18 protein-coding genes, 2 tRNA genes and 1 pseudogene are annotated in these 21,772 nt (G+C 63.4%); 16 read left to right on the top strand and 5 right to left on the bottom strand.

Annotation, left to right across the window (positions count from 1 at the left end):
• Nucleotides 1-30: 30 nt before the first annotated feature.
• From AB4850_RS21080 to AB4850_RS21125, 10 genes are all read left to right on the top strand, one after another.
• Nucleotides 31-2,265: a RelA/SpoT family protein gene (locus tag AB4850_RS21080; RefSeq protein WP_414444934.1), complete on the top strand. Its 2,235-nt coding sequence runs from the start codon at nucleotides 31-33 to the stop codon at nucleotides 2,263-2,265.
• A gap of 79 nt (nucleotides 2,266-2,344) precedes the next feature.
• Nucleotides 2,345-2,421, top strand: a tRNA-Val gene (locus AB4850_RS21085).
• 248 nt (nucleotides 2,422-2,669) lie between these two features.
• Complete coding sequence (gene thrS / locus AB4850_RS21090) at nucleotides 2,670-4,577, top strand: threonine--tRNA ligase (RefSeq protein ID WP_414444935.1); 1,908 nt, start codon at nucleotides 2,670-2,672, stop codon at nucleotides 4,575-4,577.
• Nucleotides 4,578-4,626: 49 nt separating this feature from the next.
• Complete coding sequence (gene infC / locus AB4850_RS21095; protein WP_414445573.1) at nucleotides 4,627-5,151, top strand: translation initiation factor IF-3; 525 nt, start codon at nucleotides 4,627-4,629, stop codon at nucleotides 5,149-5,151.
• Nucleotides 5,152-5,342: 191 nt separating this feature from the next.
• Nucleotides 5,343-5,540, top strand: coding sequence for a 50S ribosomal protein L35 (rpmI, locus tag AB4850_RS21100; RefSeq protein ID WP_006052501.1), 198 nt, complete (start codon nucleotides 5,343-5,345; stop codon nucleotides 5,538-5,540).
• Between the two features lie 29 nt (nucleotides 5,541-5,569).
• Nucleotides 5,570-5,929 carry a 50S ribosomal protein L20 gene (gene rplT, locus AB4850_RS21105; protein WP_004192938.1) on the top strand — a complete coding sequence of 120 codons (360 nt, stop codon included), beginning with the start codon at nucleotides 5,570-5,572 and terminating at the stop codon, nucleotides 5,927-5,929.
• A 148-nt stretch (nucleotides 5,930-6,077) separates the two neighbouring features.
• A complete protein-coding gene (gene pheS, locus AB4850_RS21110; protein WP_206127167.1) occupies nucleotides 6,078-7,091 on the top strand; it encodes a phenylalanine--tRNA ligase subunit alpha in 1,014 nt (337 codons plus the stop codon).
• 75 nt (nucleotides 7,092-7,166) lie between these two features.
• Entirely contained in the window at nucleotides 7,167-9,596 is a 2,430-nt protein-coding gene (gene pheT, locus AB4850_RS21115; RefSeq protein ID WP_414444936.1) for a phenylalanine--tRNA ligase subunit beta, read from the top strand.
• Between the two features lie 87 nt (nucleotides 9,597-9,683).
• Nucleotides 9,684-10,073, top strand: coding sequence for an integration host factor subunit alpha (locus tag AB4850_RS21120; protein ID WP_414444937.1), 390 nt, complete (start codon nucleotides 9,684-9,686; stop codon nucleotides 10,071-10,073).
• Nucleotides 10,074-10,131: 58 nt separating this feature from the next.
• Nucleotides 10,132-10,539: a MerR family transcriptional regulator gene (locus tag AB4850_RS21125; RefSeq protein WP_414444938.1), complete on the top strand. Its 408-nt coding sequence runs from the start codon at nucleotides 10,132-10,134 to the stop codon at nucleotides 10,537-10,539.
• Between the two features lie 91 nt (nucleotides 10,540-10,630).
• On the opposite strand, the gene AB4850_RS21130 is transcribed toward AB4850_RS21125, so the two are convergent.
• Entirely contained in the window at nucleotides 10,631-12,808 is a 2,178-nt protein-coding gene (locus AB4850_RS21130) for a hypothetical protein (protein WP_414444939.1), read from the bottom strand.
• 425 nt (nucleotides 12,809-13,233) lie between these two features.
• On the opposite strand from AB4850_RS21130, the gene AB4850_RS21135 reads away from it, so the two are divergent.
• The 3 genes from AB4850_RS21135 (at nucleotide 13,234) to bamC (ending at nucleotide 15,039) form a co-directional block, all read left to right on the top strand.
• A complete protein-coding gene (locus AB4850_RS21135) occupies nucleotides 13,234-13,410 on the top strand; it encodes a Flp family type IVb pilin (RefSeq protein ID WP_414444940.1) in 177 nt (58 codons plus the stop codon).
• Between the two features lie 137 nt (nucleotides 13,411-13,547).
• Nucleotides 13,548-13,624 (top strand) — tRNA-Pro (locus AB4850_RS21140).
• Nucleotides 13,625-13,836: 212 nt separating this feature from the next.
• Nucleotides 13,837-15,039, top strand: coding sequence for an outer membrane protein assembly factor BamC (gene bamC, locus AB4850_RS21145; RefSeq protein WP_414444941.1), 1,203 nt, complete (start codon nucleotides 13,837-13,839; stop codon nucleotides 15,037-15,039).
• Nucleotides 15,040-15,777: 738 nt separating this feature from the next.
• On the opposite strand, the gene AB4850_RS21150 is transcribed toward bamC, so the two are convergent.
• The 3 genes from AB4850_RS21150 to AB4850_RS21160 all read right to left on the bottom strand — a co-directional run bounded on the left by AB4850_RS21150 (nucleotide 15,778) and on the right by AB4850_RS21160 (nucleotide 17,402).
• Nucleotides 15,778-16,032 (bottom strand): DNA-binding protein, encoded by a 255-nt coding sequence (locus AB4850_RS21150; RefSeq protein ID WP_414444942.1) that lies wholly within the window; start codon nucleotides 16,030-16,032, stop codon nucleotides 15,778-15,780.
• A 157-nt stretch (nucleotides 16,033-16,189) separates the two neighbouring features.
• Nucleotides 16,190-16,447: a hypothetical protein gene (locus tag AB4850_RS21155; protein WP_414444943.1), complete on the bottom strand. Its 258-nt coding sequence runs from the start codon at nucleotides 16,445-16,447 to the stop codon at nucleotides 16,190-16,192.
• Nucleotides 16,448-16,688: 241 nt separating this feature from the next.
• Complete coding sequence (locus tag AB4850_RS21160) at nucleotides 16,689-17,402, bottom strand: YdcF family protein (RefSeq protein ID WP_414444944.1); 714 nt, start codon at nucleotides 17,400-17,402, stop codon at nucleotides 16,689-16,691.
• Between the two features lie 203 nt (nucleotides 17,403-17,605).
• Between AB4850_RS21160 and AB4850_RS21165 the strand changes: the two genes are divergently transcribed.
• Nucleotides 17,606-17,923 (top strand): hypothetical protein, encoded by a 318-nt coding sequence (locus tag AB4850_RS21165; RefSeq protein WP_414444945.1) that lies wholly within the window; start codon nucleotides 17,606-17,608, stop codon nucleotides 17,921-17,923.
• 780 nt (nucleotides 17,924-18,703) lie between these two features.
• Here the strand turns inward: AB4850_RS21165 and AB4850_RS21170 are convergent.
• A pseudogene (locus tag AB4850_RS21170) lies at nucleotides 18,704-18,953 on the bottom strand (transposase); the annotation flags it as partial.
• A 399-nt stretch (nucleotides 18,954-19,352) separates the two neighbouring features.
• On the opposite strand from AB4850_RS21170, the gene AB4850_RS21175 reads away from it, so the two are divergent.
• Together AB4850_RS21175 and AB4850_RS21180 are read left to right on the top strand one after the other, a co-directional pair.
• Nucleotides 19,353-20,255 carry a LysR substrate-binding domain-containing protein gene (locus tag AB4850_RS21175; RefSeq protein ID WP_414444946.1) on the top strand — a complete coding sequence of 301 codons (903 nt, stop codon included), beginning with the start codon at nucleotides 19,353-19,355 and terminating at the stop codon, nucleotides 20,253-20,255.
• Between the two features lie 64 nt (nucleotides 20,256-20,319).
• Complete coding sequence (locus AB4850_RS21180) at nucleotides 20,320-21,510, top strand: pyridoxal phosphate-dependent aminotransferase (RefSeq protein WP_414444947.1); 1,191 nt, start codon at nucleotides 20,320-20,322, stop codon at nucleotides 21,508-21,510.
• The last annotated feature ends 262 nt before the right edge of the window (nucleotides 21,511-21,772 follow it).

The raw sequence follows: 21,772 nt of genomic DNA on the forward strand, positions 1-21,772 counted from the left end.
TGCTTCTCCGATGCCTTTGCCGGTCAGCCGATGAACGTCGATCCCGCTTCCAACGCCGCCGCGTCCCCCGAGTTCGATGACGTGCTCGCGTTCGTGCGCGAGCACGCGGGCGATGCCTGTCTGTCTTCGGGCGAGCGGCTCGTCGATCACGCTGCCGGCATCGTCGCGCTGATGCGCACGCTCAATGTCGATCCGCACGCGGTGCAGGCGGCCGCGCTGTTCCCGCTGACGCCGCATCTGAACGATCCCGAGAAGGAAATCGCCGAACGCTTCGGCGATGAAGTCGCGAAGCTGGTGAGCGACGTGCGCAAGCTGTTGCGGCTTGGCACGGTCAGCCTGCTGGCCGCGCGCCAGGTGCCCGAAGGCAACCGCGACGCGCAGGCCGAACGCCGCGCGCAGATCGAAGCGCTGCGCAAGATGCTGCTCGCGTTCGCGCAGGATATTCGCGTGGTGCTGATCCGGCTGGCCTCGCGGCTTCAGTCGTTGCGCTATTACGCAGCCGCGAAGCGCCAGCCGCCGCCCGATGTTGCGCGCGAAACGCTCGATATCTATGCGCCGCTCGCGAACCGGCTCGGCATCTGGCAACTGAAGTGGGAACTGGAGGATCTGGCGTTCCGCTTCGAGGACGCCGTCACCTACAAGCGCATCGCCAAGCTGCTCGACGAAAAACGCGTCGAGCGCGAAGCCTATGTGACGCAGGCGATCGCGCGGCTCGAACAGGAATTGGCGGCCGCGCAGATCCCCGCCGAAGTCAGCGGCCGGCCGAAACATATCTACAGCATCTGGCGCAAGATGCGCGGCAAGGAGCTCGATTTCTCCGAGCTGTACGACGTGCGCGCGTTTCGCGTGATCGTTCCCGACATCAAAGATTGCTACGCGGTGCTGGGCATCGTGCATCACCTGTGGCAGCCGGTGCCGAGGGAATTCGACGATTACATCTCGCGGCCCAAGCCGAACGGCTACAAGTCGCTGCATACGGTCGTGATCGGCGATGATGGCCGTGCCTTCGAGGTGCAGATCCGTACCCAGGAGATGCACCGTTTCGCCGAATACGGCGTGGCCGCGCACTGGCGCTACAAGGAAGCTGGCGCACGCGGCTACGGCGGTCAGTTCTCGGCCGGCGACAAGTACGACGAGAAGATCGCCTGGCTGCGGCAACTGCTGGCCTGGCGCGAGGAAGTGACCGACGGCGAGCCCGAAGAGGCCGGCAACGAAGCTTGGGCGCAACTGCGCGAAACCTCGCTCGACGACGACCACATTTACGTGATGACGCCGCAGGCACGCGTGATCGCGCTGCCGCACGGCGCCACGCCGATCGATTTCGCGTATCACCTGCACAGCGAACTCGGCCACCGTTGCCGCGGTGCCCGGGTGGACGGTTCGATGGTGCCGCTCAATACGCCGCTCGCCAACGGGCAGACGGTCGAGATCGTCGCGGTGAAGGAGGGCGGCCCGTCGCGCGACTGGCTGAACGCGCAACTCGGCTACCTGCAGAGCGGGCGGGCACGCCAGAAGGTGCGCGCGTTCTTCAATCTCAGCGATCAGCAGGAAATCATCACGCGGGGCCGGGCGCTGGTCGAAAAGACCTTGCAGCGCGAGGGCAAGACATCGGTCAGCCTCGACAGCCTGGCGGCGAAGCTCGGTTTCAAGGCGCCCGAGGAACTGTTCGCGGCGGTCGGCAAGGAAGAGTTCAGCCTGCGTACGGTCGAGCATGCGCTGTCCGATGCGCCGCCGCCCGAGCCCGACATCGAGGCGCCGGAGCAGTTCGAGAAGCGCAGCAGCGGTGCGAGCGTCGCACATGGCGCCTCGACGGGGGTGCTGGTGGTTGGCGTCGATGCGCTGCTCACGCAGTTGGCACGCTGCTGCCGGCCGGCGCCGCCCGATCCGATCAGCGGCTTCGTGACGCGTGGCAAGGGCATGTCGATCCATCGCAGCGATTGCGCGATGTTCCGCCGCATGTCCGAGCGCGCGCCGGAGCGCGTGCTGCAAACCACCTGGTCGGCCGATGTGCTGGGCGGGCGCGGCGCGTCGGTGTATCCGGTCGACCTGATCATCGATGCCAGCGATCGCCAGGGCCTGCTGCGCGATATTTCGGAAGTGTTCGCGCGCGAGAAGATGAACGTGATCGGCGTGAAAACGCAGAGCCGGCGCAATGCGGCGGTCATGCAATTCACCGTGGAAGTGTCGAATTCGGCGCAGGTGCAGCGTGCCTGCACGCTGCTCGGCGACGTGTCGGGCGTGGTGCGCGCGACACGCAAGGCCTGACGAATGGGGGCGGCATGATCACCGCACCGCACAATTTGCTTGCCAGAGTCGAAAAAGGTCCATATACTCTCGTTTCTCTAGGCTCGTAGCTCAGTTGGTTAGAGCACCACCTTGACATGGTGGGGGTCGTTGGTTCGAATCCAATCGAGCCTACCAACGATATCGGCTTCAGCAGGCAGCATCAGTCTGAAGCGGCAGTAGACATTTTCTCTACGCACAAGGCAAATACCGTGATGACATCGCGAACGTTGACCGGAACCACTTCGGAACGACGCTAGTCGAGGAACGTATTCGCCTGTAGTTTGGATGCATCGAAATGCGGCCCCTCGAAAGCGGGGCCGCATTTTTTTTGTCGTTTTTTAACGCATTGCCTGCCGCGTCCTGTCGGCATCACGGAGATTGCTATGGTTTCGATACGCCTGCCCGATGGCTCAGTTCGACAATACGAGCATCCGGTGACAGTTGCCGAAGTGGCTGCGTCGATCGGCGCCGGCCTCGCGAAGGCCGCGCTCGGCGGCAAGCTCGACGGCGAGCTCGTCGACACCTCGACGCTGATCGACCACGACGCGTCGCTGGCGATCGTGACCGACAAGGACGCAGACGGCCTCGACATCATTCGCCATTCGACGGCCCACTTGCTGGCCTACGCGGTGAAGAGCCTGTATCCGGAAGCGCAAGTCACGATCGGGCCGGTCATCGACAACGGCTTCTACTACGATTTCTCGTACAGCCGCCCGTTCACGCCCGAGGATCTCGAGAAGATCGAGAAGCGCATGCAGGAACTCGCGAAGAAGGACGAGCCGGTGTCGCGGCGCGTCGTGTCGCGCGAGGAGGCCGCCGAGTATTTCCGCGGTATCGGCGAGAAGTACAAGGCCGAGATCATCGAATCGATCCCGACGAGCGACGACATCAAGCTTTACTCGCACGGCGGGTTCACCGATCTGTGCCGTGGCCCGCACGTGCCGTCCACCGGCAAGCTCAAGGTCTTCAAGCTGATGAAGGTCGCAGGCGCCTACTGGCGCGGCGATTCGAAGAACGAGCAACTGCAGCGCATCTACGGCACGGCCTGGACCAAGAAGGAAGACCAGGAAGCCTATCTGCACATGCTGGAAGAGGCGGAAAAGCGCGATCACCGCAAGCTCGCCAAGCAACTCGACCTGTTCCACATGCAGGAAGAGTCGCCGGGCATGGTGTTCTGGCATCCGAAGGGCTGGACGCTCTGGCAGCAGATCGAGCAGTACATCCGCCGCCGCCTGAACGCGGTCGGCTATCTCGAGATCAAGACGCCGATGATCATGGATCGCTCCCTGTGGGAAGCGTCGGGTCACTGGCAGAACTATCGCGAGAACATGTTCACGACCGAGTCGGAAAAGCGCGACTACGCGATCAAGCCGATGAACTGCCCGGGCCACGTCCAGGTGTTCAATCACGGCCTGCGCTCGTACCGCGACCTGCCGCTGCGTTACGCGGAATTTGGCTCGTGCCACCGCAACGAGGCGTCGGGCGCGCTGCATGGCCTGATGCGCGTGCGCGGTTTCGTGCAGGACGACGCACACATTTTCTGTACCGAAGACCAGTTCATTTCGGAATCGATCGCGTTCAACGAACTCGCGATGAGCATCTACAAGGATTTCGGGTTCGATCAGATCGCGATCAAGCTGTCGCTGCGTCCCGATCAGCGTGCCGGCACCGACGAAACCTGGGATCGCGCCGAACAAGGCCTGCGCGACGCGCTGACGGCCTGCGGCCTCGAGTGGGAAGAATTGCCGGGCGAGGGCGCGTTCTACGGGCCGAAGATCGAATACCACATCAAGGACGCGCTGGGCCGGTCGTGGCAGTGCGGCACGTTGCAGCTCGACATGGTGCTGCCGGAGCGCCTCGGCGCCGAGTACGTGGCGGAAGACAACAGCCGCCGCCGGCCGGTCATGCTGCACCGTGCGATCGTCGGTTCGATGGAGCGTTTCCTCGGCATTCTGATCGAGCATCACGCTGGCGCAATGCCGTCCTGGCTGGCTCCGGTGCAGGTCGTGGTGATGAATATCGCGGAAAATCAGGCCGAATACGTACAGGCCGTAACCCAATCGTTGCAAAAACAAGGGCTTAGAGTTGAGGCCGATTTGCGCAACGAGAAGATTAGCTATAAAATACGTGAGCACACGCTTGAAAAAGTGCCGTACCTGCTGGTGGCGGGCGAAAAAGAGCGTGAAGCACAAACGGTAGCCGTGCGTGCCCGTGGCGGCGTCGACCTTGGCGTAATGCCGGTCGAAGCCTTCGTTGAGCGTCTGCAGCAGGATCTGCGGGCGTTCAAGTAACCGCCCTGGCAGCGCGGCTCGTTTTTTTAATTTTTAGAGGAAACGTAACATCGCTACTGATAAGTCGTCGCATCGCATCAACGGTGAAATCAATGCGCCGGAAGTGCGTCTGGTCGGGGTCGATGGGGAACCCATCGGTATCGTGAAACTCGCCGATGCCTTCCGCAAGTCGGAAGAGCTGGATGTTGATCTGGTGGAGATCGCGCCGCAGGCCGTTCCCCCCGTTTGCCGTCTGATGGATTACGGCAAGTTCAAGTACCAGGAATCCAAGAAGCAGCACGAAGCGAAGCTGAAACAGAAGGTCATCCAGGTCAAGGAAGTCAAATTCCGTCCGGGTACCGACGACGGCGATTACAACGTCAAGCTTCGCAATCTGTTGCGCTTCCTTGAAGACGGCGACAAGACTAAGATCACGTTGCGTTTCCGCGGCCGTGAAATGGCTCACCAGGAAATCGGCATGCGCGTGCTCGAACGTCTGCGCACCGATCTCGATGAAGTGGGCCAAGTCGAGCAGATGCCGAAGATGGAAGGGCGCCAGATGATCATGGTGCTTTCTCCGAAAAAGAAGAAGTAATGCGCGAACCGCCGTGCCTTGCACGGCGGTTCGTCAAGCAGTGCGGCGGGTGGCCCGGCCAGGGCGGCTCGCCAAACATGACGGCGCACGGGCAGTGTGTGCGCCGTACACAAGTGGATTGGGGTTTCAAAGGGCGGTTCAGGGCGCAAGCCGGCCGCACACCCACGTCCATCTAATAAACTGGAGTTGTTATGCCTAAGATGAAGACCAAGAAGAGTGCTGCAAAGCGCTTCGTGGTGCGTCCGGGCGGTACCGTCAAGCGCGGTCAAGCCTTCAAGCGTCACATCCTGACCAAGAAAACCACGAAGAACAAGCGCCACCTGCGCGGTTCGACGGCCGTTCATGATTCCGATCTGAACTCCGTCCGCGCCATGCTGCCGTTCGCGTAACCCCTAACTGATACTCCAAGGAGAGAAATATGCCTCGAGTCAAACGTGGGGTAACCGCACGGGCCCGCCACAAGAAGATCATCAACCTGGCCAAGGGTTATCGCGGTCGTCGCAATAACGTCTATCGCATCGCCAAGCAAGCGGTGATGCGTGCTGGTCAGTACGCCTATCGCGACCGTCGCAACAAGAAGCGTGTGTTCCGTGCACTGTGGATCACGCGTATCAATGCGGCAGTTCGTCAGCACGACATGACCTACAGCGTGTTCATCAACGGCCTGAAGAAGGCTTCGATCGAACTCGACCGTAAGGTTCTGGCTGACATGGCGGTGTTCGACAAGGCTGCTTTTGCCGCGATCGTCAAGCAGGTGAAAGCCGCCGTTGCAGCCTAATTGCGAAATTAGCACTGCATGGTCAGTTGCAGCGAGGCTCCGGTAGTCACGGCCGCTGCAGCGAAAACGGGGCTCATCCGAGCCCCGTTTTTGTTGGATCGAGCGTTTTGCTCGCCGAGAACGATTGACGTTGGAAATGATGGGATCAATGGATCTGGACCAGATTGTCACTGACGCGAAGCAGGCCTTCGAACAGGCTGCCGATATCACCACGCTCGAAAACGAGAAGGCACGCTTTCTCGGCAAGTCGGGTGCGCTGACCGAGCTGTTGAAAGGGCTTGGCAAACTCGATCCCGAAGCGCGCAAGACCGAAGGCGCGCGCATCAACGTTGCGAAGCAGCAAGTGGAAGGCGCGCTCACCGCGCGACGCCAGGCGCTCGCCGACGCACTCCTGAATCAACGCCTCACCTCCGAGGCCATCGACGTGACCCTGCCGGGCCGCGGCGCCGGTGCGGGCAGCCTGCACCCGGTGATGCGCACCTGGGAACGCGTCGAACAGATTTTCCGTTCGATCGGTTTCGATGTGGCCGACGGCCCCGAAATCGAAACCGACTGGTACAACTTCACCTCGCTGAACAGCCCGGAAAACCATCCGGCCCGTTCGATGCAGGACACGTTCTACGTCGACGGCAAGGACGCCGAAGGGCGTCAACTGCTGCTGCGCACGCATACGAGCCCGATGCAGGTTCGCTACGCGCGCATGAACAAGCCGCCGATCAAGGTCATCGCGCCGGGCCGTACGTATCGCGTCGACAGCGATGCCACGCACTCGCCGATGTTCAATCAGGTCGAAGGCCTGTGGATCGAAGAGAACGTCAGCTTCGCCGACCTGAAGGGCGTCTACACCGATTTCCTGAAGAAATTCTTCGAGCGCGACGACATTCTCGTGCGCTTCCGTCCGTCGTATTTCCCGTTTACCGAACCGTCGGCCGAGATCGACATGATGTTCGAACACGGCAAGAACGCCGGCAAATGGCTCGAGATTTCGGGCTCGGGCCAGGTGCATCCGACGGTCATCCGCAACATGGGTCTCGACCCGGAGCGCTACATCGGCTTCGCGTTCGGCAGCGGCCTCGAACGGCTCACGATGTTGCGCTACGGCGTGCAGGATCTGCGCCTGTTCTTCGAGAACGATCTGCGCTTCCTCCGCCAGTTCGCGTGAGCCGGCTGCGCGGCGCGTCAGGCGACGCCCGCCGCGCGACCGACCCGATCTAACCTGTTTCGAACGTAGACACCCATGCAATTCCCTGAATCCTGGTTGAGAACCTTTGTCGATCCGCAATTGACGACGGACGAGCTGTCGCACGCGCTGACGATGGCCGGCCTCGAAGTCGAATCGCTGCGCGCCGTCGCGCCGGCGACGTCGCGCATCGTCGTCGGCCGCGTGCTCGAAGTGGTCAAGCATCCGGACGCGGACAAGCTGAACGTGTGTCAGGTCGACGCCGGCACCGGCGCGACGCTGAACATCGTCTGCGGCGCGCCGAACGTGGCGCCGGGCATCAAGGTGCCGGTCGCCCTGGTGGGTGCCGAGCTGCCGCCGGCCGAAGAGGGTGGCAAGCCGTTCCTGATCAAGCTGTCGAAGCTGCGCGGCGTCGAGAGCCAGGGCATGCTCTGCTCGGCACGCGAACTGAAGCTGTCGGAAGATCACAGCGGCCTGATGATCCTGCCGGAAGATACGCCGATCGGCCAGGACATCCGCGAGACGCTGAACCTCGACGACACGATCTTCGAAATCAAGCTGACGCCGAACAAGGCGGACTGCCTGTCGGTTTACGGCATCGCGCGCGAAACCGCCGCGATCACCGGCGCGCCCCTGAAGGCGGTGGCGTTTGCGCCGGTCAAGGTCGAGTTGAATGAAACGCTGCCGGTGCGCATTTCCGCGCCCGACCTGTGCGGCCGCTTCTCGGGTCGCGTGATCCGCGGCGTGAACGCACGCGCCAAGACGCCGCAATGGATGGTCGAGCGCCTCGAGCGCGCGGGCCAGCGCAGCGTGTCGGCGCTCGTCGACATTTCGAACTACGTGATGTTCGAGCTGGGCCGTCCGTCGCATGTGTTCGATCTGGACAAGATCCACGGCACGGTGGACGTGCGCTGGGGCAAGCGTGGCGAAACGCTCAAGCTGCTGAACGGCAATACGATCGAACTCGACGAAACCGTCGGCGTGATCGCCGATGAAGGTCAGGTCGAGAGCCTGGCCGGCATCATGGGTGGCGACAGCACGGCCGTGTCGCTTGACACGGCCAACATCTACCTCGAAGCGGCTTTCTGGTGGCCGGACAGCGTGCGCGGCCGCGCGCGCAAGTACAACTTCTCGACCGATGCCGCGCACCGTTTCGAACGCGGTGTCGATTACTCGACCACGGTCGAGCATCTCGAGCACATCACGCAACTGATCCTCGACATCTGCGGCGGCCAGGCCGGCCCGGTCGACGATCAATCCGTGAACCTGCCGGTGCGTGCGCCGGTAGCCATGCGCGTTGCGCGCGCGAATCGCATCATCGGCGTACCGATCGACGCGCAGGAAATCGGCGGCATCTTCACGCGCCTTGGCCTGAGCTTCACGCGCGACGGCGACACGTTCCTCGTGACGCCGCCGCCGCATCGCTTCGACATCGAGATCGAGGAAGACCTGATCGAAGAAGTCGCGCGCATCTACGGTTTCGAAAACATTCCCGCGCGTCCGCCGGTGGCGATCAGCGAAATGCGCGCGACCAACGAAACGCAGCGTTCGATCCACACGATTCGTCATGCGCTGGCCGCGCGCGACTACGCGGAAACGGTCAACTTCAGCTTTGTCGATGCGGATTGGGAACGCGATTTCGCCGGCAATACCCAGCCGGTACGCTTGCTGAATCCGATCGCGAGCCAGTTGTCGGTGATGCGCACCACGCTGTTCGGCAGCCTCGTCAATGTGCTGCGTCACAACCTGAACCGTCGTGCCGAGCGCGTGCGCGTGTTCGAGACGGGCCGCGTGTTCATCGCCGATGCGTCGGTGGCCGCGGGCGAGTTGACGGTCGAGGGCTATGCCCAGCCGAAGCGCGTCGGTGCGCTGGCCTACGGCCCGCAGCTCGACGAGCAGTGGGGTGTCGCGACCCGTCAGGTCGATTTCTTCGACGTGAAGGGCGATGTCGAGGCGCTGCTCGCGCCGGCCGTTGCGCGCTTCGTGAAGGCCGAACACCCGGCGCTGCATCCGGGCCGCAGTGCCCGCATCGAGCTCGACGGCAAGACGGTCGGCTGGGTCGGCGAACTGCACCCGCGCCTGATGCAGCAATACGAGCTGCCGCACGCCCCGATGATGTTCGAGATCGATACCGATGCGCTGATCGCGCGTGCGCTGCCGGCACCGTCCGACGTATCGAAATTCCCGCCGGTGCGTCGCGACATCGCCGTTGTCGTCGATCAAAAAATCGAGGTGCAGGCCTTGTTCGACGCGATGAAGGATGCGCTCGCCAGCGAGCCGTGCAAGTTCGTTCAGAAGGTTGTACTCTTTGACGAATTTCGTGCAAAATCAAACACTTCCGGTGGTTTGGCCGCGCACGAGAAAAGCCTGGCATTCCGCGTCACCTTGCAGGACCCGGCCGGCACGCTGCAGGACGAAACGGTCGATCTCGCGATCCAGGCCCTCGTTGGCAGCATGCAGGTTCACGGCGCGCGTCTGCGCGGCTGAACCGAGCCGCCGGGATACGCGGGAGCCGGCCGGGGGCACGAGGCTCCGGTCGGTTTTGACCAGGGATAATGCGCAAGTTTTGCAGATATGAATGACATGAACTCGAGTGAATTCGAAGCCCTCCTGACGGCGCAGCGCAGCGCCCTGAACCGCGATGTGGCGCCGGCGCAGTCCGGCGAAACGCCTACGCTGACCAAGGCGGAGCTGGCCGAACTGCTGTTCGACAGCGTCGGGCTCAACAAGCGGGAAGCGAAGGACATGGTCGAGGCCTTCTTCGAAGTGATCCGCGATGCGCTCGAGAACGGCGAGAGCGTGAAGCTGTCCGGTTTCGGCAATTTCCAGTTGCGCGACAAGCCGCAGCGTCCGGGGCGCAACCCCAAGACGGGCGAGGCGATTCCGATCGCCGCACGCCGTGTCGTCACGTTCCACGCGAGCCAGAAGTTGAAGGCGCTCGTCGAAAACGGCGCAGAAGGCTGACCTGCACGCGCTTGCGTGCTGCCGCGCGGCTTCCGCGCTTACCGACGGTTGACTGACGATGACATCGACGGTTGAGAAAGTCGTGTTGCCCCCGATTCCCGCGAAGCGCTACTTCACGATTGGTGAAGTCAGCGAGCTATGCGGTGTGAAGCCGCATGTGCTGCGTTATTGGGAGCAGGAGTTTACGCAGCTTCGCCCGGTGAAGCGCCGTGGCAACCGTCGCTATTACCAGCACCACGAGGTGCTGTTGATCCGGCGGATTCGCGAGTTGCTCTACGAGCAGGGGTTCACGATCAACGGGGCACGCAATCGGCTCGATTCGCATGCTTCGGATCGCAGCGCGATGCCCACCGAGCAGGAGGCGCTGTTTCCCGCGGCAGAGGAAGCCAGCGTTGCCGAAGGCGTGGATGTCGACCAGTTGCGGCGTGCGCTGCTTGCCGTGATCGACGTGCTCGAACGCAAGTAGGCAGCGCGGCCGTGGTGGCCAGGTCAAAACAAAGCCCGCAGGCAAGTGCCTCGCGGGCTTTTTTCATGATGCGGTGGTCTGGCGTGATGTGTTACGGCGCGAGCGGGTTGGTCTTGCCGAGGTCGACGAGCAGCGTGCCGTCGGCCGCCATGCGCACCGAACCCTTCGATACCTGCGCGCGATAGCCGTACAGATCGAATTGCATCGGCCCTTGCTGCGTCGTGTTTTCGATCAACGCGCGCAGGTTGGTCTCCAGCACGTTGAACATCTTCATGTCGCCGCCTTCCATCCAGATATAGCTGGCGGCGCTGGTGCCGGGCTTCGGCAGCGGTGGTGCATCGGGCGCACGATTGAAAGTGAGCCGCAGGCCGTTCGCTTCGACCCTGGCCTGGGTCAACTGGCCTTTCAGCGCCGGTGGCGGGAACACCGTGTACTGATCGAGCACGAGCGCGTCGCCGCGCAATTCGGCACCGCGCCGGCGCAGCGGCGTCAACGAGGCGAGCTCGATGCCGAGCGCGCGCAGCAGCTTCGCCTGCGGCACGCCGAGCACGGAGACCTGGGTGGGCGTGTAGGCGATATGGCGGCCGTCGAGCACGGCGATCGTGCCGTTCATCGAGGTCGGCAGCCAGACACCGGGCGGCACGTGATTCCAGAGCCGGATGCCCGCCGTCACGCGCAGGTTCGTGCCGTCGGGTGCAAGCTTCAGGTCGTTCAGCGCGCGGGGCGTGTAGTCGAGCAGGTAGTCGTTGAACAGCGCGTTCATCGCCGGCCACGGTTCGAGCACCGACCCGCCGAGAATCTTGATGTCGTATTGGTTCGGATCGTCGAGGTCGACCGGTTCGCCGGGGCGGCACGGCACCATTTGCGCGTCGAGCCGGTCGACGTGGAAGCCGATGTTGCCCGAGATCGTGAAATCGACGTTGCGCAATTGGATCGACGTGATCTTGTTCGATACGTGACGTTCGTCGGCCGGGGCGGCGTTGGCCGTGTTCGGGGCGGCCGCCGTGCCGCCGCCGGCCAACGCATCGGAGAACCAGCGTTGGCGCGCGTCGCGCAGCGACGCTTGCTGCGCGTCGGCGAAGCTGTCGTTCAGGCGCGCGCCGGCCGCGCCGATCGCATTGGCCGGCGGTTTCGCGCCCGCATAGGACGGAATCCTGATCGTCATCGCGCCGCTTGGCGCGAAATTGAAGTAGCCGGTCGAAACCTGGTCGCGGTAGTGATACAGATCGAACACGAACGGCGCGGCGCGCGTGGCGGGCTGGGTTGGCGCGATCAGGATGTCGGCGTTCATCGGCATCGAGCGCATGAACTTCACATCGCCACCGCGAATCAGCATCGCCTGCTGCGGTGCGCCGTCGGGCATCGCGAAGCCGGCGTGCGTGCCGTCGTCGAAAGCCAGATCGAGGCCGGCCGGCGTGATGCGCAGCGCCACCACGGTCAGCTTCAGTTGCGGCGGCGGCATCAGCTTGTCGACCTGCATGACCAGATCGTCGCCCGTCAGTTTCGCGATTGGCGTATCGATCTGCAGCAGATCGGCCAGCTTGACGTTGGCCGCACGCATCACGGGATTGGCGTCGAGCCCCTGCACGCGCACCGTGCTCGGATGGAACACGAGCTGCGAGCCGGCGCGCACCGAGAGCGTGCCGGTCAGCGAGAACGGCACCCAGCCGCCGCGCTTCATTTCGCCTTCCAGATGAATCGTGCCGTCGCCGGCCGACACCTTCAACTTGCGCAGCGGCGCGTTCCGATAGCCGAACAGATAGTTGTTGAAGACGGCGGTGAGCTTGGTGTCGTCGAGCGTGACGATGCCGCGATGCACGTCGATGGCGAACGTCGACGGATCGTCGAACACGATCGGCGCACCCACTCGGGACGGCACGAGCGTGGCCGATAGCTGATGCACGTAGAAACCGAGGTCGCCAACGATGCGGAAATCGACGTCGCGCAGCATCGTGATCGCGCCGTTCTGGCCGGAATCTCGCAACGTGACGGGGCGCGGCTGGGCGAGATGGATCGAACCGAGCGACGGCACGGTGCGTGCGATCTGCTGTTCGCGTTGCAGTTGCGCGGCTTTGTCGCGATCGAGCGTCGGTACCGTGGCATTGGTGTCGGTGCGGGCGTCGGCCGACGGCTCCGCACAGCCGGCGGCCAGCAGCAAGGTGGCGATCGCAAGCGCGGCGACCGGCCGCGACAGGCCATGCCAACTCGCGCGACGCGCAAGCGCAAGCGCAAAACGCGTGCGATGAGCACGCGATGCCGATTTCCGCATAGTTATCGTCTCCCTGTCGGTCGGCCCGTGGTGCGTGGCTGCTGCCCGGGCCGAGATGTCGGTGCGATCCGACTACGTGAAAGTCTGGCATAGGCGAGCTAGAGAAGCCGTACCAAACACACGGCCGCCGTGCTGCGACGCGGCGGAGCGAGTCGTCGCGCGAACGGCGGGCGGCTGTCGGCGAAAATTCAAACGCGGAAATTCAAACAAGCGTATGAGTTGTGTTGTGTGCGGAGGCGCGCCGACCAAAAAACATGGGCGTGGCACGATTTCGGCGCATCGAACGATGCCGATGCCTGCCGCGAATTGGGAATGTGACGAAATCGCGCGACAAGCGTGACACTTTTTCGTTGCCGCCACGGACTCGTCATTTTGTGCGAGGTATGATTTGCATCAATAAAGATATAAGACCACGCAATTGGGGAATGAACATGAAGGGTTTGATGGCGCGCTTTCTGGCGGATGAGTCAGGGGCGACCGCCGTGGAATACGGCTTGATGGGTGGTGCCATCCTTGCGGGGATGGCGATGGGGATGCGTTCGATCAGCGATGCGACCGCTAGCGCATTCGTCTACGTCGCTTCTCTTTTCCCTCATTTTTGAAACGTTTGCGTGCCGCGTTGCGGCTGCGGGATGGTGGTTTGCCATGCCTGGCAGGATGCGTTGCGCGGGCGACCCCGCAAAAAAGTGCTCGATGATGGTTCTGCGCAGACAAACTGTCTGATATACTTTCGTTCTTTCGGGGCGTAGCGCAGCCTGGTAGCGTACCTGCATGGGGTGCAGGTGGTCGGAGGTTCAAATCCTCTCGCCCCGACCAAGAACAAAGCCCGCATAACCAAAAGGTTATGCGGGCTTTTTGGTTTTTTCTCGGCCCTGACTCTCTAACTTGCTCACAGATTTACCTCCCGCATCCCGTCATCGGCATAAACGACCCTCAGCTTTTTGCACGTGACGGCGTGACCCCGGTAAAATGCGCGGTTGATCCACGGAAAAGTGCCCGTGGCCTCTAGCCGGAAGGATTCCCTGAACATGTCTGATCTTCGTCTTATCAAGCGGTTTGCGGTTGTGCTGGCAACCGGTGCGTTCGTGGCAGGGTGCAGCTCGCCGTCGCCCACGAAAATCGACTACAAGAGCGATTCCCGGACCAAGGAGGTATCGCTCGCGGTGCCGCCGAACATGATGGATGAAACGGCCGACCAGCGCTCGCTGCCGCCGGCCGGTGGCGAAACCTCGCTGTCGAGCCTGCAGCAAACGCAGCAGGTCGCGCCGCAAACCGATACGGCCGTCGTGCCCGTCACGCCGGGCATGCATCTGCAACGCGATGGCACCGAAAGCTGGCTCGTCATCGACGCCCAGGCGCCCGCCGAGGTCTGGCCGCAAGTGCGCCGCTTCTGGCAGGAGCAGGGTTTCCTGTTGGTCATCGACCAGCGAGACAAGGGGGTCATGGAAACCGACTGGAACGAAACGCATCCGTCGGTTGGCGAGGGCCTGATTCGCGGTGTGATCTCGAAGGCGATGGGCAACTCGTATGTCACCGCCGAGCGCAACAAGTACCGCACGCGCCTCGAAAGCGCGCCGGGCGGCGGCACCTATGTGTTCGTCAGCCAGAAGGGCATGCGCGAAGCGCTGACCGGCACGAATAACGATTCGAGCAAGTGGGAAACGAAGCCCAACGATCCGGCGCTCGAAGCCGAATACCTGAAGCGCCTGATGGTGGCGCTCGCACAGAACGATACCCGCGCCAAGACGGGCGGTACGACCATCACAAGCGCCTCGGCACCCGCTACGGGCAAGGGCGGCGATGCCGCGGCGGCATCGGTTGCGGCACAGAACGTCGCCAATGCAGCCGCACCGACGTCGCGTGACAACGCCGGGAACGATTCCGATACGGTGCCGGGCGACGTGACGCTGCCGGAGCCGTACGATCGTGCGTGGTTGCGCGTCGGTTTGGCGCTCGACCGTGCCAACTTCACGGTGGACGATCGCGACCGCACGAAGGGCCTCTACTACGTGCGCTACGTCGATCCGAAGGATTTGACCGCGGCCGAGCAGGGCTTCTGGAGCCAGTTGTTCCACGGCAAGAAGGAAAAGACGGCAAAGCAGTATCTCGTCAATGTGAAGGCGTTGACGCAGGATCAGACTCGCGTTGCCGTCGTCGATGCCAACGGTGGCGTCGATTCGACCGGCCCGGGCCGTCAGATCATGACGCTGCTCGTGAATCAACTGCGCTGATCGCTGCGTCGCAGCGCGTTGTACAAAGCCCGCCGCCTGGCGGGCTTTTTCTTTGGCGCGCCGGAAACGATATGAGGAATGACGGGGCGTTACGTAACGTTACCCGGTAACGGGACGGATCAGTCCACTTATGATTCCTGTGTGAATAAACGTTAAGCGATTTAAATCAAAGGCTTATGATGATTTTATGGCTTGGCACAGAAGCTGCTTTAAACCATTCGGATGATGTTGCCTTCGCACATCGTGCGTGGCGTGACGTGGAGCGGTTTGACGCCGCATTCGTCGTCGCGGTCATCGTCATCGTTTCGGTGCGCCCCCGCGCCGGACAGGCTTGATGGCTCATGCGCGAGCATGAGCCCCGTTGGCCCCGTCGCCTATCCTCGTAGGGCGACGGTTTTGCCCGCGCTTTATTTAAGCGCGGGCAATTTTTTTTGTGGGGCCTCAATTCGATGGGAGCACGAAGGCCGGGGCAGGCTGGTTTCTATGGAGCGGATTTTTCGAGAGAGGAGCCGAAGCATGCCGGAGATTGCCGTCGTCGCCGCGAATTGAGGCTGATGCGTTGCAATGCGACCGGCACCGCGATGACAGGCGAGGCGCGTCGCTTTGTATTATTCGAGCGATAGGGACGCGATGGGGCACTCGCGGCACGTTGAATCGTCGGAGGTGAGGGTGATGCAGCGCATCGCGTGAGGCGATGCGGCTTGCGGGCGGCAGGGCGCCGCCCGGCGCAATACGGAGTCAGTGCGCGTTCGGTACGTCGAGGATCAGGATGATGGTCCAGTCCGCGTCGCCCTCATGGTGATATTGGCGTTCCACGACGATAAACGGTTGCTGTTTGCCTTGCGGCCCGAGAAACAGCACGTCACCTTCCATCGGCAGGCATTCGATCGGCGGCAGCGCGAGATAGGCCTCTTCCGAGCCGCGCGGCATCAGTTGCTTGATCTTGTGCGTTGCCGCTTCGGTCCATTCGATGTCGAGTTCGATATTGCTCATTCTGTCCTCCGCACCAGGGTGCGCACGGTTGGATAACTTGGGTGCGCGACTTTAGCACAGCGCGTGCCGTACGCCGTACCATGAAAAAAGCCGAACCCGGAAAAACCGGATTCGGCTCTTGGCGGCCGCGCTGGCGGAAACTGTCGCAGCGTGCCGATTACTGGCTAGCCGCTTCCGGCTTGGCAGCCTTCTTCGCCGCGTGGTGATGCTTCTTCACTGCGTGATGATGCATCGGCTGTTCTTCTGCAGCAGCGCGCTGGGCATCCTGTTGCTGTTGAATGGCCTGAGCGCGTTGTTCGACTTCGGCGATCTTGGCCGGATCGGTGATCGTCGTGATCGTCGTGCTTTCTTGGGCGTGGGCTGCGCCAGCCAGAGCCGACATCGAAACCAGAATAGCCAGGGACATTTTCTTCATTGCTCTACCTCCGCTAAGTGGTGATGGGACCCGAGTTTGCCGATCCGTCCGGCATTGCAACCGAGTGAGCCGAGTGTAGCAAAAGTGACGGATCGGTGCACTTCCGGCCAGGAATGGTGAGCCGGCGTGTCGCGGTCGCGACAATCGGGGTGCGCGATGCCGTCCGGACATCCGCGCGCCACAAGGCTGTGCGCACGATATGGGGTGGCGTGGCGTGGGCAATGCCGGGTATCGCATCGAATCAGAACCAGCCCAGCCACCGATACGCGTAAAATTGAATGATCCCGGCGATCTCGTGCAGCGCGCGAGATGCCACGACGAAATTCGATGCATGGGGCCAACCGCATTCGGCGCGAAGACGGTTGGCGTACACCGGTTGCGGTGTGATGTCGAAGCGCGCGAAATCGAGCAGGGCACGGCGCATCTGGTAGGACGACGTCACCAGAATCGTTGCGTCGTAATGTTCGGCGAGTAGGATGGGAGCCGTGAATTTCGCGTTTTCGTAGGTCGTGCGGCTGCGCGGCTCGAGAATCAGGTCGTGGCTGTTCACGCCCTGTTCGCGCAGCAACGGTGCGTAGAACTCGGCTTCGCTGATGCCGTGGTGGTGAGGGTCTCCACCGGTCACGATCATCGTGCAATGCGCGGCAATTCGTTGGCAGACCGAATAGACTTGCGCGGCGCGGGCGATGCGGGCCAGCGCATCGCGGGGCGGCACGAGCGTGCCGTCGCGGCGGTCGATGCCGGCGCCCAGCACGACGATCGCGGTGCGGCCGCTCATCACGGGCGGATCCACGGGTTCGACGCCGGCTTCGGCAATGGCCAGGAGCGGCACCACGAGCCAGCCGCTGGCCAGTCCGGCGAGCAGCACGAACGCGGTAGTCGCAAGCACGAATCGGTGCTTGCGCAAGATCGCGGTGGCTGCAATAAGCATCACAAATGAAACGAACAGAATCAATTTGAATGGGGTAAGGTAACTGTTTGCCCGGTTGAGTTCGATCCGGTCGAGGCGCCGCGAAATGTGGCGCGGAGCGGATAGGAAGGCGCAGGGGGATCAGGGGTAATGTCCGTCCGCCTGTCGTTGCGTGGCGGCGCCGGCTCATGAAGCATCGGGCCGGCGGGACCGCCTGCAGGATCGCTGTACTTTGAGAAAGAGTCCAGATGGCCACGTATTCCAACGAAGCAGTGCTCGATGCCTTGCGGCGCGTGCAGTACCGGCAGGTTCCCTGGGCGCGACGCCCGAACGTCTTCGAGTACCTTCGCAATCTCGGACTAATGGACACGGTGCGCCAGAAGACCGTCGCACCGGCGCCGGGTTTCCACGCCCCGGTCGATATCGCGATACTGACCGACACCGGCCGCGCCGAATTCACTCGACTTGAACGCGCCGAGCGGTCGACCGCCTGGGTGGATCGCCGGATCGACGATTACGTACTGAGCGACGCGAGCGCCGTTTCGATCCTCGAAAGCCGGCTGTAGCCAGCGGAACCGGAATCATCCAGTCGAGCAAAAAAACGCCCGTATCGCGAGATACGGGCGCTACCGGGTACATTGCTGTTGCCAGGCTGTGCTCATGGCTAAGGTCTGACTGCCGCTGTCGCGCGCAGTTCCTGAATTTCCTGAAATTTCCACGCAGGTGCGGTTAGTGACGCGGTGCAAAACCGGTCGGACGTGGGGCGCTGCCGTTGCGAACGCGTGCATTGCTCGCGATATCGCCACGCAAGTCGCCTCGCGGGACGATATTGGGCGATGCGGCTGGCGGTGACGGCGGTGCATGACTCTGGCCTGCTTGCCCCCTATGGCCAGACGGCGGTTTGGCGTGCTGATCGGCCAGCGCAAGTGGGGTGAGCGCCAGGGCAAGCACCACGCTCGCGGTGGCGAGCGACGAGCGGCTTGGCATGGTTGGGCTCCCTTCAAGCCGTCAAGGCGGCCTGTTGACCTAGCCTTACGGTAGGGGCGGGAGCACTCGCGCGCTGTAAGCATTGGTAAAGAGATGTATCGCCGTCGCGAGCATGCCAGGCTCGCGAATCACGCCGACGCCGCGAGGCGGCAGGATGTCGGCGTGTGAGACTTCAGGCGGCAACCGCGGCCGCCTGCAATCGTCTGGACGATTACGCCATCTTCACCGGTGCGCGCCACGATTCCGGATTGGTCCAGAATGCGCCACGCAGGCGATCGCGGCTCGGGGGGCGGGCGGCTTGACCGCGCTGGCGCCGATCCGGCCGCGCAGCGAGACTTGACGGCCGCTGGTGCCGAGGCGCTTTACCACTTCGGCGAGCGTGCCATCGGCCTGCCACTCGTCGAAGCGCCGACGGCAGGTCGGCGGGGACGGATAGCGCCCGGGCAGCTTCGACCAACCTTCGCCCGTCGACAGCACCCACAGAACGGCGTTCACGACCGAACGTGCTTCCACGCGGGGGCGACCACGACGCTCACTGCGTGCGGGTTCCGCGCAGAACAGTCCTTCGACCAGCGCCCATTCGTTATCCTTCAAATCGTCGAACAGCATCATGTCCTCACCTCAGCGAAGCTAACTCCGGTGCGCTGCCCTGCGCCGCGCACTCTTCAAGCACCCGATCCGCATCGGATGCCAGGTGGGGGTTCCGTATCCTCCGTTGCATCCGAAGGTTTCCGCTACCCTGTACGCGACTTAACGCATGAACCGTGCCAAGTCTGTGGCTATCCCCTTGAGAGCCCCACCGCACCGAGGCTATGGCCAAGTCAGCTAGGGGCGTATGAGACGCCAAAATGCCCCTGCGGCAAATCGGGACAATCACCAATCTTGTGCAATCCGGCCCGCGCGGCGTGCGTCGGGTCGTTCGCTGCACCGCACCGACACATAGCGGACCGGCGGCGGATGATGCCCCTACAATTGCGCATCGAAGTGCGGGATTGATGAGGACAAGCGATGAATATCACCTTGCGGCAGTTACGGGTGTTTATCGAGGTGGCGCGGTTGCGCAGCTTCAGCCGGGCCGGCGACGAGATCGGCCTGACCCAGTCGGCGGTCAGCCGCTGTGTGCGTGAGCTCGAAGGCGAGATCGGCCTGAAGCTGATCGATCGCACCACGCGCGACGTGCAGCTCACCGACGCCGGCTCGAACCTGGTCGCCAGCGTGTCGCGGCTGCTCGGCGACCTGGACGACGCCCTGCGTGAAATCCGTGAAATCGGGGAGCAACGGCGCGGCCGTGTGGTGGTGGCGGCCAGCCCGACGATCGCCTGTCGGCTGATGCCTCGTGTCGTGGCGGACGCCGAGCGGCAGTTCCCGTTCGTGACGCTCGGCTTGCGCGACGACGTGCAGAGCGATGTGCTGCGCAAGGTGAAATCGGGCGAAGTCGATTTCGGGGTGGTGATCGGGCCGCTGCCGGGTACCGATCTGGTGTGCGAGCCGCTGATGACCGATTCGTTCTGCCTGGTCACGCGCGCCGATCATCCGCTGGCCGCCGGCGAGAGCGTGCCCTGGGCTGCGCTCGACGGTCAGCGCCTCGTGCTGCTCGACTATGCGTCCGGCAGCCGGCCGCTGATCGATGCGGCATTGAGCCTGCACCGCGTCGGCGCGTCGGTGGTGCAGGAGCTGGGTCATTCGGCCACCGTGTTCGGGCTGATCGAGGCGGGTATCGGGGTCAGCGTGCTGCCGTGGCTGGCCTTGCCGCTGCCGGCCGGGTCGTCGCTGGTGGCGCGGCCGTTGACGCCGCGTGCCGAGCGCACGGTCGAACTGGTGCGGCGGCGCGACCGCTCGCTGTCGCCGGCCGCCGAGGCGATCTGGGGGCTGGTCGGCGAAATGCCGGCGCGCGCCGAGGATCTGGTCTGACGCCCTTTTGCCGTGCGGGCCGCTACACTGGCGGCACTGACCGACTGACTGACGAGGAGGGGGCTTGAACGCTGTCGACAATGCAACGGGGCGCGCACCGGATGTGCGCATGACGGTCGAATCGCTGCGGCCGTCGCTGATCCGCGAGGTGGCGAATTCGGGATTCGGGGTGGACGGCGTGCTGCCGTTCTGGTTCGGCGAATCCGATCGCGTCACGCCGGCCTTTATCCGCGATGCGGCCAGCGAGGCGCTTGCGCGTGGCGAAACCTTCTACACCCACAACCTCGGCGTCGCGCCGTTGCGTGAAACGCTGGCCGGCTACGTGTCCGCGCGGCACGGGGCGACACGCGCCGAGCATATCGCCGTGACCAGTGCCGGCGTCAACGCGCTGATGCTGGCGGCGCAATTGCTGGTGGGCGCGGGCGATCGCGTGGTGGCGGTCACGCCGCTCTGGCCGAATCTCGTGGAAATTCCGAAGATTCTCGGCGCAGAAGTCGAGTGCGTGCCGCTCGGCTATGGCGAACATGGCTGGCAGCTCGATCTGGACCGTCTGCTGGCGGCGCTGACCCCCGACACGCGCATGCTGTTCGTCAATTCGCCGAACAACCCGACCGGCTGGACCCTGTCGGCCGCAGAGCAGGCCGTCGTGCTCGATCATTGTCGCCGGCACGGCATCTGGATCGTGGCCGACGAGGTATACGAGCGGCTGGCCTTCGGGCCGGACGGCGCGCCGTCGTTCCTCGATCTGGCGTCGCGCGACGAGCGGGTGATCGTCGTCAACTCGTTCTCGAAGGCCTGGGCGATGACCGGCTGGCGGCTCGGCTGGCTGGTGACGCCGACCCGCACGCTGGACGCGCTATCCAAGCTCGTCGAGTACAACACCTCGTGTGCGCCGAGTTTCGTGCAGGCGGCCGGCGTCGCGGCGGTGCGCGACGGCGAGCCGTTCGTCGCCGAATTCACCGGCGCGCTGCAACGCGCTCGCGATCACCTCGTCAACGCCCTGAACGGCCTGCCCGACGTACAGGTGAAAGCGCCCGACGGCGCCATGTACCTGTTCCTGCGCCTGCCGGGCGCGCACGACAGCCTCGATTTTTGCAAGCGGCTGGTGCGCGAGGCGGGGCTTGGGCTGGCGCCGGGGCGGGCGTTTGGCGACGAGGGCGAGGGCTTCGTGCGCTGGTGTTATGCCTGCGATGTGGCGCGACTCGACGCCGGAGTCGAGCGCCTCGATGCATTCCTGCGTCGCGCCGGCCGCTGACGCGAGCAGCGCGTCCCGCCCGGCCGTCGTGGCGGGCGGGACGATTCGTAGCGGCGAGTGGCTTTACGCGTCGCCGGAATGTGCGTAAGATGGCGACCATTCACGCGGTTCCATCACGGTTTCGCGCTGTTCCGTCCGGTCAGGGTCAGGCATCAAGCAGGTTTCGCCACCCCCGGTTCGTGCTCCCATCAATATGACCGATCAGAATCGGGCGAGCGCGTCTTCTGTTCCTTTTCGTCTGTTTCATTTTGATCCGGTTCGT

This window comes from Burkholderia sp. 22PA0106, assembly GCF_047497155.1.
Lineage (GTDB): Bacteria > Pseudomonadota > Gammaproteobacteria > Burkholderiales > Burkholderiaceae > Burkholderia.

Excerpts from the sequence above, each read along its gene's own strand:
- pheT (WP_414444936.1), top strand. The coding sequence starts at position 7,167 with ATGCAATTCCCTGAATCCTGGTTGAGAACCTTTGTCGATCCGCAATTG.
- AB4850_RS21080 (WP_414444934.1), top strand. The coding sequence starts at position 31 with ATGAACGTCGATCCCGCTTCCAACGCCGCCGCGTCCCCCGAGTTCGAT.
- thrS (WP_414444935.1), top strand. The coding sequence starts at position 2,670 with ATGGTTTCGATACGCCTGCCCGATGGCTCAGTTCGACAATACGAGCAT.
- AB4850_RS21120 (WP_414444937.1), top strand. The coding sequence starts at position 9,684 with ATGAATGACATGAACTCGAGTGAATTCGAAGCCCTCCTGACGGCGCAG.
- AB4850_RS21150 (WP_414444942.1), bottom strand. The coding sequence starts at position 16,032 with ATGAGCAATATCGAACTCGACATCGAATGGACCGAAGCGGCAACGCAC.
- pheS (WP_206127167.1), top strand. The coding sequence starts at position 6,078 with ATGGATCTGGACCAGATTGTCACTGACGCGAAGCAGGCCTTCGAACAG.
- AB4850_RS21130 (WP_414444939.1), bottom strand. The coding sequence starts at position 12,808 with ATGCGGAAATCGGCATCGCGTGCTCATCGCACGCGTTTTGCGCTTGCG.
- AB4850_RS21175 (WP_414444946.1), top strand. The coding sequence starts at position 19,353 with ATGAATATCACCTTGCGGCAGTTACGGGTGTTTATCGAGGTGGCGCGG.
- AB4850_RS21155 (WP_414444943.1), bottom strand. The coding sequence starts at position 16,447 with ATGAAGAAAATGTCCCTGGCTATTCTGGTTTCGATGTCGGCTCTGGCT.
- AB4850_RS21165 (WP_414444945.1), top strand. The coding sequence starts at position 17,606 with ATGGCCACGTATTCCAACGAAGCAGTGCTCGATGCCTTGCGGCGCGTG.
- rpmI (WP_006052501.1), top strand. The coding sequence starts at position 5,343 with ATGCCTAAGATGAAGACCAAGAAGAGTGCTGCAAAGCGCTTCGTGGTG.
- AB4850_RS21135 (WP_414444940.1), top strand. The coding sequence starts at position 13,234 with ATGAACATGAAGGGTTTGATGGCGCGCTTTCTGGCGGATGAGTCAGGG.
- rplT (WP_004192938.1), top strand. The coding sequence starts at position 5,570 with ATGCCTCGAGTCAAACGTGGGGTAACCGCACGGGCCCGCCACAAGAAG.
- bamC (WP_414444941.1), top strand. The coding sequence starts at position 13,837 with ATGTCTGATCTTCGTCTTATCAAGCGGTTTGCGGTTGTGCTGGCAACC.
- AB4850_RS21125 (WP_414444938.1), top strand. The coding sequence starts at position 10,132 with ATGACATCGACGGTTGAGAAAGTCGTGTTGCCCCCGATTCCCGCGAAG.